12 protein-coding genes are annotated in these 16,117 nt (G+C 61.1%); 5 read left to right on the top strand and 7 right to left on the bottom strand.

The features are described from left to right. Positions 1 to 7 precede the first annotated feature (7 nt). The 3 genes from QWI20_RS13125 to QWI20_RS13115 all read left to right on the top strand — a co-directional run bounded on the left by QWI20_RS13125 (position 8) and on the right by QWI20_RS13115 (position 2,989). Positions 8 to 775 (top strand): SDR family oxidoreductase, encoded by a 768-nt coding sequence (locus QWI20_RS13125; RefSeq protein ID WP_122538346.1) that lies wholly within the window; start codon positions 8 to 10, stop codon positions 773 to 775. A gap of 126 nt (positions 776 to 901) precedes the next feature. Continuing rightward, a complete protein-coding gene (locus QWI20_RS13120; RefSeq protein ID WP_369305841.1) occupies positions 902 to 2,041 on the top strand; it encodes a Gfo/Idh/MocA family protein in 1,140 nt (379 codons plus the stop codon). Between the two features lie 174 nt (positions 2,042 to 2,215). Further along, on the top strand, positions 2,216 to 2,989 hold the full coding sequence (locus QWI20_RS13115) for a TSUP family transporter (RefSeq protein ID WP_369305840.1): 774 nt from the start codon (positions 2,216 to 2,218) through the stop codon (positions 2,987 to 2,989). On the opposite strand, the gene nudC is transcribed toward QWI20_RS13115, so the two are convergent. Both nudC and QWI20_RS13105 read right to left on the bottom strand, forming a co-directional pair. Beyond that, positions 2,951 to 3,805, bottom strand: a complete 855-nt coding sequence (nudC, locus tag QWI20_RS13110) for an NAD(+) diphosphatase (protein WP_369305839.1) — start codon at positions 3,803 to 3,805, stop codon at positions 2,951 to 2,953. The genes QWI20_RS13115 and nudC overlap by 39 nt on opposite strands. Before the next feature lie 90 nt (positions 3,806 to 3,895). Beyond that, positions 3,896 to 4,708, bottom strand: coding sequence for a crotonase/enoyl-CoA hydratase family protein (locus QWI20_RS13105; protein WP_369305838.1), 813 nt, complete (start codon positions 4,706 to 4,708; stop codon positions 3,896 to 3,898). Between the two features lie 281 nt (positions 4,709 to 4,989). Between QWI20_RS13105 and QWI20_RS13100 the strand changes: the two genes are divergently transcribed. Then, positions 4,990 to 6,474, top strand: coding sequence for an ATPase domain-containing protein (locus QWI20_RS13100; RefSeq protein ID WP_369305837.1), 1,485 nt, complete (start codon positions 4,990 to 4,992; stop codon positions 6,472 to 6,474). Beyond that, positions 6,471 to 8,501 (top strand): response regulator, encoded by a 2,031-nt coding sequence (locus QWI20_RS13095; RefSeq protein ID WP_369305836.1) that lies wholly within the window; start codon positions 6,471 to 6,473, stop codon positions 8,499 to 8,501. The genes QWI20_RS13100 and QWI20_RS13095 overlap by 4 nt, the downstream gene beginning before the upstream one ends. Before the next feature lie 70 nt (positions 8,502 to 8,571). Here the strand turns inward: QWI20_RS13095 and QWI20_RS13090 are convergent, their stop codons facing one another. From QWI20_RS13090 to QWI20_RS13070, 5 genes are all read right to left on the bottom strand, one after another. Next, a complete protein-coding gene (locus QWI20_RS13090; protein WP_074885442.1) occupies positions 8,572 to 8,949 on the bottom strand; it encodes a response regulator in 378 nt (125 codons plus the stop codon). 868 nt (positions 8,950 to 9,817) lie between these two features. Further along, complete coding sequence (locus tag QWI20_RS13085; RefSeq protein WP_369305835.1) at positions 9,818 to 10,999, bottom strand: ATP-binding protein; 1,182 nt, start codon at positions 10,997 to 10,999, stop codon at positions 9,818 to 9,820. Beyond that, on the bottom strand, positions 10,993 to 11,610 hold the full coding sequence (locus QWI20_RS13080) for a chemotaxis protein CheB (RefSeq protein ID WP_369305834.1): 618 nt from the start codon (positions 11,608 to 11,610) through the stop codon (positions 10,993 to 10,995). The genes QWI20_RS13085 and QWI20_RS13080 overlap by 7 nt, the downstream gene beginning before the upstream one ends. Beyond that, positions 11,607 to 12,428 (bottom strand): protein-glutamate O-methyltransferase CheR, encoded by an 822-nt coding sequence (locus QWI20_RS13075; RefSeq protein WP_369305833.1) that lies wholly within the window; start codon positions 12,426 to 12,428, stop codon positions 11,607 to 11,609. The genes QWI20_RS13080 and QWI20_RS13075 overlap by 4 nt, the downstream gene beginning before the upstream one ends. A gap of 48 nt (positions 12,429 to 12,476) precedes the next feature. Then, positions 12,477 to 15,986 (bottom strand): response regulator, encoded by a 3,510-nt coding sequence (locus QWI20_RS13070; RefSeq protein WP_369305831.1) that lies wholly within the window; start codon positions 15,984 to 15,986, stop codon positions 12,477 to 12,479. Positions 15,987 to 16,117 lie beyond the last annotated feature (131 nt).

The raw sequence follows: 16,117 nt of genomic DNA, 5'->3' as shown, positions 1-16,117 counted from the left end.
AACAACAATGTCCAAGACTCAACTGTTCGACCTCGACGGCAAGATCGCTTTTGTCTCGGGGGCCAGCCGTGGCATCGGCGAGGCGATCGCCAAACTGCTGGCCCAGCAAGGCGCCCATGTCATCGTCTCGAGCCGCAGGATCGACGGCTGCCAGCAAGTGGCGGACGCGATCATTGCCGACGGTGGCCAGGCCACGGCCATTGCCTGCCACATCGGTGAAATGGAACAGATCACGGCGGTGTTCGCGCAGATCCGCGAGCAGTTCGGTCGGCTGGACATTCTGGTGAACAACGCGGCGACCAACCCGCAGTTCTGCAACGTGCTGGACACTGACCTCGGCGCGTTCCAGAAGACCGTCGACGTGAACATCCGCGGCTACTTCTTCATGTCCGTGGAGGCCGGCAAGCTGATGCGCGAACACGGCGGCGGCAGCATCATTAACGTGGCGTCGATCAATGGCGTCTCGCCGGGCGTGTATCAGGGCATCTATTCGGTGACCAAGGCGGCGGTGATCAACATGACCAAGGTGTTCGCCAAGGAATGCGCGCAGTTCGGCATCCGCTGCAACGCCCTGCTGCCGGGCCTGACCGACACCAAATTCGCCTCGGCACTGGTGAGCAACGAGAAGATCCTCAACACCGCCCTGGCGCAGATTCCCCTGAAGCGGGTGGCGGCGCCGAGCGAAATGGCGGGGACGGTGTTGTACCTGGCCAGCGATGCCTCGAGCTACACGACGGGCGTGGCATTGAATGTGGATGGCGGGTTCCTGTCCTGAGCCTGTTGAGCACACCTGAGCCGCTGAGGTGAAACTGAGGCGTTCCTGATGGAATAAAGATTCCATCGGGAACCCCCAACCGCCTACATTTTCCGCACAACAACAGGTCTCAAAGGACACGCTGTCATGCGCGAGAATTCTCTTCCAGAATTGGGCGTCGGCCTGATCGGCACGGGCTTTATGGGTCGGGCTCATGCCCTGGCGTTTCACAACGCACGCACCACCTTCGATCTCCCCTTCAACCTCAAGCTCGTCGCGCTGGCCGATGCGGATGTTGCGCGCGCCGAACAGTGCGCAGGCAGTTGGGGGTTCGAACGCAGTCATGGCGACTGGCAACAGTTGATCAGCGATCCGGCGGTCAGTCTGGTGGCGATCACCACGCCGAACCTGCTGCATTTCCCCATGGCGATGGCCGCCCTTGAAGCGGGCAAAGCGGTGTATTGCGAGAAGCCGCTGGCAGTGAGTCTGGAGCAGGCGCGTGAGATGCAGGGGGCAGCGCGCAAGGCCGGCGTCGTGACGAGGGTGGGCTACAACTACCAGCACAATCCGATCATCGGGCTGGCGAAGCAGATGATCGAGGGCGGCGAGCTGGGGCGGATCGTCAGTTTTCAGGGGGAGTTCAGCGAGGACTTCATGGGCGATGGGCTGTCGCCGTGGTCCTGGCGCTGCGAAGAGGCCCATGCCGGCGGTGCGTTGGCCGACCTCGGCAGCCATTTGCTGGCGATGGCCCGGTACCTGCTCGGCGATGTCGACGCGGTGTGCGCGGATTCACAAACGGTGCACCCACAGCGCCCGGCCACCCGCGGCAGCGAAGAGCAACGGGCGATCAGCATCGATGACCAGACCTACGCCCTGCTGCGCTTTGCCAACGGCGCGCGGGGTACGTTCGGCAGCAGTTGGCTCAAGCATGGCTACAAGAATCACTTGAGCTTCGAAATCGGTGGCACCGAAGGTACGTTGTCGTTTGATCAGGAACGCTTGAACGAGCTGCGGCTGTACCGGGCCGGCGCCCCGGGACGCGACGGCTTCCAGCGGATTCTGGCGGGGCCTGCGCAACCCGGGTATGCGTCTTTCTGCCCGGCGCCGGGGCATCAGTTGGGCTACAACGAACTGAAGACGCTGGAAGTGTATGAACTAATCAAGGCGCTGGGTGGGCAGGGTTCGAACGGGACGGATTTTGCCGAGGCCATGGAGGTCGAGCGCCTGGCCACAGCGATTCGCATCGCGGCGAAGGAGATGCGTTGGGTGAGTGTTTCGGATATTTGAGTCGGGTGGCAGCCCGGGATCGATGGCGTGCAAACCGGCCCCTTCCCGGCTGAAGCCGGTCCCACACCGTGTGCCCCAAGTCCCAATCAACCATTCACCGCTGCCACGCCTTGCAGGTAGAATGCTGCGCTTCCAGGCAGCCATTCTGCCCATCTGCCCGATAAGCGCCTTCCCATGCCGTTCGAACTCACCGTTGAACCCACCACCCTGCTGGTGTTGGCTGTCGTTGCCTTTGTCGCCGGTTTCATCGATGCCATTGCCGGCGGCGGCGGTCTGTTGACCACGCCTGCCCTGCTCACCGCCGGTCTGCCGCCGCACCTGGTATTGGGCACCAACAAGCTCAGCTCGACCTTCGGCTCGGCCACCGCCGGCTACACCTTTTACCGCCGCAAGCTGTTTCACCCGGCGCAGTGGAAACCCGCGCTGATCGGTACCGCAGTGGGCGCGCTGATCGGTGCGGTGGTCGCGCATTATCTGCCCGCCGAACTGCTGAACCAGATGCTCCCGGTGATCGTGTTCGGCTGCGGGCTGTACCTGCTGTTCGGCGGCACGCCCAAGGCGCCGCTGGACAGCAACGCGCCGATCAAGACCAAATGGCAGTTGCCCCAAGGCCTGGGGCTGGGCTTTTACGACGGCGTGGCCGGTCCCGGTACCGGGGCGTTCTGGACAGTCAGCACGCTGTTGATCTACCCGGTCGATCTGGTGAAAGCCAGCGGCGTCGCCCGCAGCATGAACTTCGTCAGCAACGCCGCCGCGCTGATGATCTTCGCCATCAACGGCTCGGTGGACTTGGTCATCGGATTGACGATGGGCGTGGCGGTGATGGCCGGCGCCTTTATGGGCGCTAAAACAGCGATCAAGGGCGGCGCCAAGTTCATCCGCCCTGTGTTCATCACCGTGGTGCTGGGGTTAACCGTCCGCCTGGCCTGGCAGCACTGGTTCAACTGACCCTGAGCGCTGGGCCAGATACAGGTCGATCAGGTAGCGCGCGATCGAGCGACTGGCCGGCAACGGCGGCAGGTCGTGGATGCTGAACCACTGGGCGTCTTCGATTTCGTCCGCCTGGGGCACGATGTCGCCGCTGTCGTATTCGGCGTGAAAGCCCAGCATCATCGAGTGCGGAAACGGCCAGCACTGGCTGCCCTTGTACTGGATGTTCTTGACCGTGACCTGCACCTCCTCCATCACCTCGCGCCGCACGCAATCCTCGGCCGACTCACCCGGCTCGGCGAACCCGGCCAGGGTGCTGTAGACCCCCGTCACAAAACGCGGCGAGCGCGCCAGCAGCACTTCATCGCCACGGGTGATCAGTACGATCATGCTCGGCGAGATCCGCGGATAGGCGCGCAGATCGCAGTGCGGGCAATACATCGCCCGCTCCCCCGGCACCTGCCGGGCCGGTTGTCCGCAACTGCCACAAAAACGGTGTTCACGGGCCCAGGTGCTGATCTGCGCCGCGTAGCCGAGCATCTGGAACACATCGGCGTCGTCGACCAGCATGAACTGGCGCAGGGTCTGCCACTGGGCGTCCTCCAGCGCCAACGCCCGAGAATCGCGAAGGGTCTGCACGTACACCGGCTCGCCATCGAAATGGCCAATGCCGTGCTCATGCATCAACGATAAATCCTGCCGCTTCAGCCATTCGCGGGGGAACAGCATCCCGTTACTGTCTTTCAAAAAGCCCTGGTCACTCTGAACCACAGCCCAACCGCCGGGCGCCTGAACATCAAGCACGGCGGTGGTCCAACGCTTCGGGCGCGTCATGCCTCAACTCCTCTGATCACCGACCTGCCCCTCTGCAGCTCGATAGAGAGGCTCAGAAGCGGCAGGCGGTTACGTATTCAAATAGGTCAGTCAATTGTCGAAGACCGGCTTCTGTTTGCTCATGTGAGCCACCATCGCCAGCTTCAGGTCGGCCGATTGCAACATGGCAGCGTTCCAGGTGGCAACGTATTCGAGGCCGTCGTCCACGCTGTGATCGCGCATATAGCCGATCATGCGCTTGCTGCCGCTGATGGCGATGGGTGATTTACTGGCGATGTCCCGGGCGATGGTGAACACGCCTTCGAGCAACTGCGACAGGTCGGCGAAAGTGCGATTGACAAGGCCAATGCGCAGCGCTTCTTCGGCGCCAACGTTGCGGCCGGTGTAGGCCATTTCGCGCATCATGCCGTCACCGATCAGCCGCGGCAGCCGCTGCAAAGTGCCAACATCCGCCGCCATGCCCATGTCGATTTCGCGGATGGAAAACAGCGCATCGTCCGCCGCGTAGCGCATGTCACAGGCGCTGATCAGGTCGATGGCGCCGCCGATGCAATAGCCCTGAATGGCAGCGAGCACCGGTTTTCTGCAGCGGTCGACCACGCTGAACGATTCCTGCATCTGCAGGATCTTGCGCCGCAGCAGGCGCGCGTTGCGGCCTACGTCTTTGCCCAGTTCACTGGCCACCGACGCGAGCAGTGTCAGGTCGATACCGGAAGAGAAGTGTTTGCCTGCGCCACTGAGCACCACCACGCGGACGTCGTCGGTGTCCTCGACCCAGCGGAAAATCTCGATGATTTCCAGCCAGAACGCTGCGTTCATCGCGTTGATTTTCTCCGGACGATTAATCTGGACGTGGGCAATGTGGTCGGCCAGTTCGACCTTGAACGCACTGTAGTCAGACACGGCTTTAGATCCTTATAGGGCCAGACGAGGTTTATTCCTTGACGCCGGAGCATAGCAAGTCAGTATGGGCGCCCGCAGGCCACGGTTGCGCCATTTGCCGGACAGCGCATCCGCCAACCCCCCGCAAATGCCACCTGTCGGCGAGCAGTAAACTGAACGGTCTCAGCTGGCAACGGTCCAGAGTGATGGCTGCGTGGAATAGGACTTCCCGACCATGACAGCCTGGGCAGTCGAACCCGTTTCGGCGCCCGACCCTTTCTCAGGTCGCAAGAGGGCGATTCTTGACTACATCAAAAGCGGCAACCGGTATCGTGGGCCTGGACGACATCCTCGCGGGTGGACTTTCGCGCAGTCACGTGTTTCTCCTCGAAGGAGAGCCCGGCACCGGCAAAACCACCGTCGCGCTGCAGTTCCTGCTGGCAGGCGCCACGGCAGGCGAACGGGGTCTGTATATCACGCTGTCTGAAACCGAACGCGAGTTGCGCGACGGTGCGCGCTCCCACGGCTGGGAACTGAACGAGAACATCTCGGTGTTCGAGCTGACGCCCCCTGAAAATTTGCTCGACGCTGCCCATCAGCAGAGTCTGCTGTACTCCTCGGACCTTGAACTGGGCGAGGCCACAAAACAGATTTTCCAAATTGTCGAGCAGGTCAAACCTTCGCGGGTGATCATCGACAGTCTTTCGGAAATCCGCCTGCTGGCGCAGAGTTCGTTGCGTTATCGCCGGCAGATCCTGGCGATCAAGCATTACTTCGCGCGCTACGACACCACGGTGGTACTGCTCGACGACCTCACCACCGAATCCCTGGACAAAACCGTGCACAGCGTTGCCCACGGTGTCATCCGTCTCGAAGGCCTGACGCCGACCTATGGCGCCGAGCGTCGACGCCTGCGGGTAGTGAAATACCGCGGCCAGAAGTACCGCGGTGGCTATCACGACTTCAACATCATGGACGACGGGATTCAGGTGTTTCCGCGTCTGGTGGCGGCCGAACACCGCACCGGGTATGTCAGCTGCCAGACGAGTAGCGGCATCAAAGAAATTGACGCCCTGCTCGGCGGCGGGCTGGACAGCGGTTCGAGCACTGTGATTCTGGGGCCTGCAGGGACCGGTAAATCGCTGATTTCGCTGACGTTCGCCGCTGCGGCGGTGGAGCGTGGCGAGAAGGCGGCGCTGTTCATCTTCGATGAAGAGCTCGGCCTGCTGTACACGCGTATGAGCAAACTCGGCATTGATCTCCGTGCTCTTCAAGCGACCGGCAATCTGCTTATCGAGCAGGTCGACGCCGCTGAGTTGTCCCCCGGTGAATTTGCCCACCGCGTTCGCCGCTGTGTCGACGAACTGGGCATCCAGACCGTGGTAATCGACAGCCTCAACGGCTATCAGGCAGCGATGCCTGAAGAGAACGCGCTGGTCCTGCACGTGCACGAACTGTTGCTCTACCTCAATCGTCATGGCGCCTCGACCTTCATGACCGTCGCCCAGCACGGTCTGGTCGGCGACATGCAGACGCCGGTGGACATTACCTACCTCGCGGATTCGGTGATTCTGCTGCGGTACTTCGAAGCACTGGGTCAGGTCCGTCGGGCCATTTCCGTCATCAAAAAACGCACAGGCACCCATGAGTCAACCATTCGTGAATACCGCATCAGTGCGTCCGGCATGACCATCGGCGAACCGCTGGAAGCCTTTCAGGGCGTGTTGCGTGGCATTCCCCAGTACCACGGCGAGAACAATCCGCTGCTGCGGGACACCGACGCGTGAGCACTCCGGGACAGTTATCGGAACGGGCCATTATCCTGGCCCCCCTCGGACGGGACAGCCAGATCGCGTTGACCATGCTACAGGAAGCCGGTTACCCGGCGATCATCACCCACGATCTGCCGCAGCTGTGCAGTGAACTGATGTCCGGTGCGGGGCTTGCGATCATCGCTGATGAGGCGTTGCGCAGCGCGGACATCAACCCGCTGCTCAGCCTGCTGGCCAATCAACCGGCCTGGTCTGACTTCCCTATTGTGTTGCTGACCCATCACGGCGGCCCGAAACAGAACCCCTCGGCGCACCTGGGCAAGATGCTCGGCAACGTCACGTTTCTGGAGCGGCCCTTTCACCCTGCCACGCTCATCAGCCTGGTCAGCACCGCCGTGCGCGGGCGTCGTCGACAATACGAAGCCCGCACCCGACTCGAAGAACTGCTGGAAAGCGAGCAGCGCCTGCAACATGCGCTGAAAGCCGGACGGCTGGGGTCGTGGCAGCTGGACACCGAGTTCCTCGAGCTGGATTGCTCGGACATCACCAAGGCGCACTTTGGCCGGGATGAGCGAGCCCCCCTCTCCTACCACGAGTGGCTGAGTTCGGTGCACCCTGAAGACCAGCCGCGCATGCAATCCGTGTTGCAGTACACCCTGGACAGCGGCGCCGATTTCATCATCGAGTTTCGCAATGTCTGGCCGGACGGCTCGGTGCACTGGATCGACATCCGCGCCCGGGCGATCCGTGCGCGCAATGGCCGTGTCAGCCTGCTGTCCGGCGTGACCTCCGACATCACCGAGCGCAAGCTGGCCGAACAGCAACTTCGCCGGCTCAACGAAACCCTGGAGCAACAGGTCGAGGAACGCACCTCCCAGCTGCGCCACAACGAAGAAGTCCTGCGCCAGTCGCAGAAGATGGAAGCGGTGGGCCAGCTCACCGGCGGTATCGCCCACGACTTCAACAACATGCTGACCGGCATCATCGGCAGCCTTGAACTGCTCAGGCGTCGTCTGGCGCGGGGTCGCACCGACGATCTCGATGGCCTGATCGACCTGGGCGTGACTTCGGCGAATCGTGCCGCCGCCCTGACCCACCGCTTGCTGGCGTTCTCGCGCCGTCAGTCACTGGACCCCAAGCCGGTCTTGATGAACGATCTGGTCAATTCCATGGGCGAACTGCTGAACCGCAGCGTCAATGAGAGCATCCGCCTCGACATGTGCCTGGACCCGGAATTGTGGACCGCCGAGGCTGACCCGAATCAGCTCGAAAGCGCCCTGCTCAACCTGGTGCTCAACGCCCGCGACGCCATGCCCGATGGCGGCATGCTCATGATCGAAACCTTCAACCGCCGCCTTGACCGCGACTTCACCAACGCCTACGAAAACCTGCTGCCAGGCGACTACGTGGTGCTCAGCGTGCGCGACACGGGCTGCGGGATGCCGGAGAACGTCATCAGCCGGGCGTTCGATCCCTTTTTCACCACCAAGCCGATCGGCCAGGGCACCGGCCTCGGGTTGTCGATGATCTACGGCTTCAGCAAGCAGTCCCACGGACACGTGGCGATCGAGAGCCAGGTTGGCCACGGCACCACGGTTCAGCTGTTCCTGCCGCGTTATCACGGGGCGGCGCAGCAAGATGTTCCCGCCCTGCCCAACGACACGGCGCAGGCCCGTGAGGGCGAGACCATTCTGCTGGTCGAAGACGATCCGGCCGTGCGCGCGCTGGTCAGCCAGGTGCTGAGCGAGCTGGGTTATGCCTACGTCGAGGCCGGTGATGCGGTCGGAGCGATTCCGATTCTGGAATCCGGCCAGCGTATTGACCTGATGATCAGCGACGTCGGCCTGCCGGGCATGAATGGCCGCCAACTGGCCGACATCGGCCGGCAACTGCGCGCGGACCTGAAAGTGCTGTTCATCACCGGCTACGCGGAAAACGCCAGCGCCCGCTCGGGCTTCCTTGAGGAAGGGATGCAGATGATCACCAAGCCGTTCGCCTTTGACCAACTGACGGCCAAGGTGCGGGAGATGATCGAAGGCTGACGCGAGACGGGTCTTCACATAAAAGCCGGCGAATGCCGGCTTTGTTGTTTGTAACCGAAGGGCGGCGGAATCAGTTGAGCAGGGTCTGGATCTGCGAGTGCAGGGTTTCCATGGTGAACGGCTTGGCCAGGATTGGAGCCTTTTTGGTGATCGGGCTGCCGCAATCGACGATCTCTGCCGGGTAGCCGCTGATGAAGATCACCTTGAGTTCCGGTCGCAGCTTGACGGCTGGCTCGGCAATCATCACCCCAGACACCCCGCCGGGGAGGCGGTAATCGGTGATCATCAAATCGAGGTGGGGTTTGGTGGCAAGAATTTCGAATGCCTGCTCCCCGTTCTCCGCCTGCAACACCCGATAGCCTTCGCCCGACAGGTAGTCGGACAGCAGCATCAGAATGAGCGGCTCGTCTTCGACGATGAGTACGACATTTTCTGCATCAGAGCTCATTTGAACGCCTTTGATCTTATAGATAGCTGCCATTACGACCATGGCCCGCGCTGGAGGTTGCGCAGAGTGATCAGTTATTTGATTGATCACCGGATGGGTCGGCCTAACGGCCTCTGTTTCGCCTTCGGCGAGTTACTTTTAAAAAGCACTAAAAGTAACCAAAAGTGCCTGCTCCCGGTTGGGCCCCTCCTGCGTCGGGGTTCCTTCACTCCGGTCTCGCTCCGTAGGCCCGCGCCGAACGGACATCCATGTCCTGACGGCGCTCTCGCCGCATCCATGCGGCTCGGCCCACTCCACGAGACCTGCGTTCAGCCTGCACCCAAGTCGCGCTTTGCGTCGTCTGGAAGGTTTGCGTATGAAGATCAAGAGCACAGCAACAGCAACAGCAACAGCAACAGCAACAGCATTCGCGAGCAAGCTCGCTCCCACATGAAGGCGGTGCCATCAGCAAAATTGTTGGCGCCTGGGCTGGCCTCTTCCCGGCTGAAGCCGGTCCCACTAACAGCAACGCGTGCATTCAGTGGGACCGGCTTTAGCCGGGAAGCCGTTGCCGTTGCCGTTGCCGTTGATTTTGATCTTCATACGCAGGAAGCCCAGACGACACCAAACGCGACTTGGGTGCAGGCTGAACGCAGGTCTCGCGGAGTGGGCCGAGCCGCATGGATGCGGCGAGAGCTGCCCCCCGCCATGGATGGCGGATGGCAGCGGGCCCACGGAGCGAGACCGGAGTGAAGGAACCCGACGAAGTCGGGCCCAACCGAGAGCAGGCACCCTTGGTTACTTGGGGTGCTTTATCAAGTAACTCGCCGAAGGCGAAACAATCTGCCCCCAGGCAGACGCTCTTGATCTCTCTAAGCCACGCCGCTGATCAAAGCGGCAATGAAACCCGAAACATCGACCCCGCCCCTTCTTCGCTCTCGACACTGATCCGCCCGCCATGAGCGCTGACGATCTGATCGGAAATGAACAACCCCAAACCAAGCCCCGCCACCGCATGACTGGCCGCGACCCGCTCGAACTGCTGAAAAATACGCTTCTGGTTTTCCGCGCTGATCCCGATCCCGTGATCGCGCACCTCCACCCGCGCCTCGCCAGCCTCGCTGTACACCCGCAACTCGATCGGCTTGTGCGCGCCGTAGCGCAACGCATTGGTCAACAGATTCGCCACCACCTGCTCGATGCGAAACTCATCCCACACGCCAATCACCGGCGTCGTGGCGTGCAGCGTCACCACACTGCCGGCCGCAGCGATCTGCGCGGAATAACTTTCCACCAGATTGACCACCAACTCCGACAAATCAAAGGGGCTGGTACGAATCGACAACTTGCCGGTACGGATCCGCGACACATCGAGCATGTCCTCGATCAGGCGAATGAGGCTCTGGATCTGCCGCTCGTCGCGATCCACCATGGCCCGGAGTTTTTCCATGGTGAACGCCGAGGCATTGTCTTTGGCCAGATGCAATTTGCGCAGCTGGGTTTCCAGAATCAGGCCATTGAGCGGCGTGCGCACCTCGTGGGAGACAATCGACATGAAGTCATCGCGCATGCGGATCGCACGCTCCAGCTCGCTCTGCGTCGACTTCAACTCGCGCATCAGGGCTTCCTGCTCCGCGCGGCTGTGTTCGAGCTCTTCGAGCTGCTGCTTCAGGGCCTTGCGCTGGCGATACAGGTCAACGAAGACATTGACCTTGCTCTTGACTGCATGAATATCGAGGGGCTTGTGCAGGAAATCCACTGCACCACTTTCATAGCCCTTGAACGCGTAATTCAGCTCGCGCCCGGCGGCGCTGACGAACACGATGGGAATGTTCTTGGTCTTCTCGGTACTGCGCATCAGCTCGGCGAGTTCGAAGCCGTTCATCCCCGGCATCTGCACGTCGAGAATCGCCATCGCAAACTCGTGTTCGAGCAACAACGACAACGCCTCGTCCGCAGACAACGCCTTGAACACCTGACGGTCCTCACGCTTGATCAACGCTTCGAGGGCGAGCAGGTTCTCCGGCAGATCATCCACGATCAGCAGTTTGGCTTTGATTTCACTCAGCATGCAATTCGTTCCAGCTCGACAAGCAAGGACCCAATGTCGGGCAAAGGCAATAGAAAATCCGGCGTATGAAGGGCAAGCGCCGCTTCGGGCATGGTCCGCGCGAGCGCCTGGGCCGGGTCCTGGACCACGGTCAGACCACCGTACTCCTTGATTCGTGCCATGCCGCGCGCGCCATCGCTGTTTGCACCGGTCAGCAACACGCCTGCCAGCCGTTCACCATAGGCGTCTGCAGCCGATTCGAACAGGATGTCGATGCTCGGGCGCGAATGATGCACCCGTTCTTCCTGACTCAAGGACAGGCTGAAATCATTCTCGATCGACAGGTGGTAACTCGGCCCGGCGAAATACAGCGTGCCGGGTTTGATGGTCTCTTTATCGTCCGCTTCCTTGACCGGTATCGCCAGGTTCACGGCAAAGACCTCGGCCAACTGACTGCGACGCTGGTCCGGCACGTGGAGCACCGCGAGTATCGGCAAGCGAAAGCCTCTGGGCAGCGTACGGAAAATCTTCAGCAGCGCTTCGACACCACCGGCGGATGCGCCGACCACAATCGCGTCCACCACGGGCAACAAGGGCTTTTCGGGCGATGGTCCAGGAAACGACGTTCTCATGATTTGCGGTAGATCCGCTCAAGTTTGACCAGAGGGTCGAACTGGTTTTTGTACCCGGAAAAATCCAGGGTTTCCTTGCTGCCAAGCACGAGGAACCCGCGGTGGCAGAGGGACTCGTGAAACAGCCCGAACGCGCGGTCCTGCAGTTTCTTGTTGAAATAGATAAGCACGTTGCGGCAGGAGATCAACTGAGTCTCGGAGAACACGCTGTCCGTCGCCAGACTGTGATCGGCGAAGGTGACATTCTCGCGAAGCGTCTTGTCGAAAATCGCGTAATCGTAGGCGGCCGTGTAGTACTCCGAAAACAGCCGCTTGCCGCCAGCCTTCAGGTAGTTCTCGTTGTAGCCGTGCATGTTTTCCATCGAGAAAATGCCTTGCTTGGCCTTTTCCAGGGAACGGGGATTGATGTCGGTGGCGTAGATGATCGTGCGCTCGAGCAGGCCTTCCTCGCGCAGCAGGATGGCCATCGAGTAGACCTCTTCACCGGTGCTGCACCCGGCGATCCAGATTTTCACCGAAGGGTAAGTCTTGAGCAGCGGCACGACTTCTTCGCGGATGGCCAGGAAGTGCGTCGGGTCGCGGAACATCTCGCTGACCGGGATCGTCAGGAACTGCAGCAGCTGCATGAACGCCGAAGGGTCATGCAGCACCCGCTCCTGCAACGCGGAAATGGTCTTCAGTTCGAATTGACGCAACGCGTGGGCGACCCGTCGTTTCACCGACGCACCCGAGTAATCGCGGAAATCGTAGCTGTATTTCAAGTAGATCGCTTCAATAAGCAAGCGTAACTCGATATCGGCGTCTCGTTCTTGGTGCATCGGCAACACTCTGGATCGGGCAAAAGGCGGTCAATTGATCCGGTTCATTCAGATACGTTCCATCTTCGGCAGCCACACGCGAATCAGCGAGAACAGGCGATCGAGGTCGATCGGCTTCGCCAGATAGTCGTTGGAACCGGCCTGCAGGCAGCGATCCTGGTCATCCTTCATGGCCTTGGCAGTCACGGCGATGATCGGCAGCTTGCGCCAGCGAGGATTCTTGCGGATCTCGATGGTGGCTTCGTAGCCGTCCATTTCCGGCATCATCACGTCCATCAGCACCAGGTCGATGTCATCGACGGTATTGAGCTTCTCGATCGCTTCCAGTCCATTGCGCCCGACTTCGACGATCGCGCCTTTGTGCTCCAGCGCGCTGGTCAGGGCGAAGATGTTGCGCACGTCGTCGTCGACCACCAGGATCTTGCGCCCTTCGAACACCCGGTCGCGGCTGCGCGCGGTCTTGAGCATCTTCTGGCGCTCGTTCGAGAGCTGCGATTCGACCTTGTGCAGGAACAGCGTCACTTCGTCGAGCAGGCGCTCCGGCGAGCGCGCACCCTTGATGATGATGGTGCGCGAGTACTTCAGCAGCTCCGCTTCTTCGTCACGGGTCAGGTTGCGCCCGGTGTAGACGATGACCGGCGGGAACGCACAAATCTCGTCGGTGGACATGCGCTTGAGCAACTCGTTGCCGAGCATGTCCGGCAGTTTCAGGTCGATGATCATGCAGTCGTAGGCGTTGTCGCGCAGCAGATCAAGGGCATCCTGAGCGAAACCGACGGCGGTGATCTCGATGTCGTCGTCACCGATCAGACGCGCGATGCTGTCACGCTGCAAGGCATCGTCTTCCACCAGCAGAATGCGTTTGACCTTCTGCGTCAGCTTGGCTTCGAGGCGGGCGAAGACGTCCTTGAGCTCTTCGCGGGTGGTCGGCTTGACGGCGTAGCCGATGGCGCCCATTTGCAGCGCGGCTTCCTGACGGTCTTCGACGGAAATCACGTGCACCGGGATGTGCCGGGTGCTCGGCAGTTCTTTAAGACGCTGAAGGACGGTCAGTCCGGAATGATCCGGCAGGCGCATGTCGAGCAGCACGGCGTCAGGCACAAAAGAGGACGCCAGGTCAAAGCCCTCGTCGGCAGCGTGGGCCACCAGGCAGTTGTAGCCCAACTCATGGGCCAGGTCATAGAGGATCTGGGCAAAGCGCACTTCGTCTTCGATCACCAGAATGCAGCGTTTACTGAACGGCGCTTTTTCACGGTCATCGGCAAAACGCGGAATCGGCGCTGCGGGAGGTGCAGACCTGGCGGGAGTTGGCGTCGGTGGGGTGACGCGCGCCACAACGGGCGCAGTCTGCACGGCAACCACGGGCGCCTCGGCGTACTGCGAAGGCTCCTGTTCGACGTACTCTTCCGGCACCACCAGGGTGAAAATGCTGCCCTGCCCCGGCGCGCTGGTCACGCTGATCGAGCCGCCAAGCAGGCGCGCCAGATCGCGGGAAATCGACAGGCCCAGGCCAGTGCCGCCGTAGCGGCGATTGGTGGTGCCGTCGGCCTGACGGAACGCTTCGAAAATACTCTCCTGCTGCTCTTCGGCGATGCCGATACCGGAGTCGCGAACGGTGAAGGCGACGCCTTCACCGGGCTGCCGCGACACGGTCAGGCTGACCGCGCCGCTTTCGGTGAACTTGATCGCGTTGGACAGCAGGTTCTTGAGGATCTGCTCCAGGCGCTGGCGATCGGTGTACAGCGACACCGGCGTGCCGGATTGAATCTCCACCGAGAACTCCAGCTTCTTCTCGGCCGCCAGCGGTTCGAAGGTCATGCGCAGGCCGTCCACCAGACGGCTGACGCTGCTGTTTTCCGGACGCATGTCCAGCTTGCCGGCCTCGACCTTGGAAATATCCAGAATGTCGTTGATCAGGTTGAGCAAATCGTTGCCGGCCGAGTAGATCGACTCGGCGAACTTGACCTGTTCAGCGGTGAGGTTGTCCTGGGGGTTTTCCGACAGCAGCTTGGCCAGAATCAACGAGCTGTTAAGCGGCGTGCGCAGCTCGTGGGACATGTTGGCGAGGAATTCGGATTTGTATTTGCTGGAGCGCTGCAACTCGTCGGCGCGTGCTTCCAGCTCAATCTGGGCGATGTGCAATTCTTCGTTATTGCGGTCCAGGGCGTCACGCTGGTCAGCGAGTGCCTTGCCCTGCTCGGCCAACTGCTCATTGGTTTGCTCCAGCTCCGCCTGTTGGGTTTCCAGGTGGGCCTGGGATTCCTTGAGGATCCGCGACTGCTCTTCCAGCTCTTCGTTGGCGGTGCGCAGTTCTTCCTGCTGCACCTGGAGCTCTTCGTTGAGCTGCTGGGTCTCGGCGAGCACTTCCTGCAAGCGCTGACGGTAGCGCGCAGCCTCGATGGACGTGCCGACGTTCTCGGCCACCAGTTCGAGGAACTCCAGGTCGCGGGGGGTCAGCTCGCGAAGGAAGCCGAGCTCGATGACGCCGTTGACGTGGTCATCATTGCTGGTCGGCACCACCACGACACTGCGCGGCGAGCCTTCGCCCAGGCCGGAGGTGACTTTGAAGTAATCCTGGGGGACGTTGTCCAGAGTGATGATCTGATCCTGCTCGGCCGCTTTGCCGACCACGCCTTCACCGCTGTAGATCGACTGCTCGTGCTGTTCCTGCTCCCGGGAGAAACCGTAGGAAGCGACGCGCACCAGACCGCCGTGCTCCTGACGCACGTACACCGCCGCCACCACCGCGCCCAGGTATTGGGCGAAGAAGTGCAGCACATTGCGGCCCAGCAAATTGAGGGTGAGCTGGCCGATGACCTGCTCGGCCAGTTCGCTCTGACCGTTGCGCAGCCAGGCGACGTGGGACAAGCGATCCGCGTCCAGCTGTTGCGCCCTGAGGTTGGCGGCGTAGGTGTCTGACAAGGTGGTCATGTCACGACGACCGACCCAGGCAAGGATACCGCTGACGATCAGAATGAACGTGATGTACAGCGAGACTGACATCACCGTGGTGTGGGTCACGTCGGTGTTGCGGGTCAGACGCAGTTGATGCTCGACGTTGGCGGCCTGGTCGTACTCCTCGCGTATCTCGTCGGACAGGCGCTTGCCGCGACGGTCCTTGATCGGCGTCTGGTAGTCGCCTCCGCTGCGCCGTAAGGTGATCATCTCCTGGGCGAAGTCGTTCCACGCCGACTGCAGCGCCGCGAGTCGCTTGAAGCGGTCAACCTGGGGCGGGTTGTCGGCGACCAGTTCTTCAAGGCCCTGAAGCTCGGTGCTGATGGCCGGTTTGGCCACTTCGTAGGGGTCGAGGAAACGCTCATCCCCGGTCAGCAGGAAGCCGCGCATCCCGGTTTCCATGTCCACCGAGAGCTTGAGCGAACGATTTAGATTGTTGATGACCCGGTCGGTGTGTTCGACCCACTGGATCGCCGACAACAAGTAGGAAATCAGAATGACAAAGAAGGCCGCGCTCAGTACGCCGACGGCCAAAGGTAAACTGACGTTGCGGCTTAACAGTTTGCGGAAACGTTGCTCATCGACTGCAGAGTTGGTGATCATCGCAAGGGCTCAGGCGGATTCGTCTAAACGACGGAGTTTGCCGCAAATCTCGGCAAAAACTCCAGCATCTGACGTAGAAGGTTGAATTTTCTGACAATAGATCGAGAACAATCGGGCTCGAACTGTACATT

The organism is Pseudomonas sp. W2-17 (genome assembly GCF_041060445.1).
In the GTDB taxonomy this organism is placed as follows: Bacteria; Pseudomonadota; Gammaproteobacteria; order Pseudomonadales; family Pseudomonadaceae; genus Aquipseudomonas.
The sequence above is the reverse complement of the archived record's forward strand: the minus strand, read 5'-3'. Positions and strand labels throughout refer to the sequence as shown.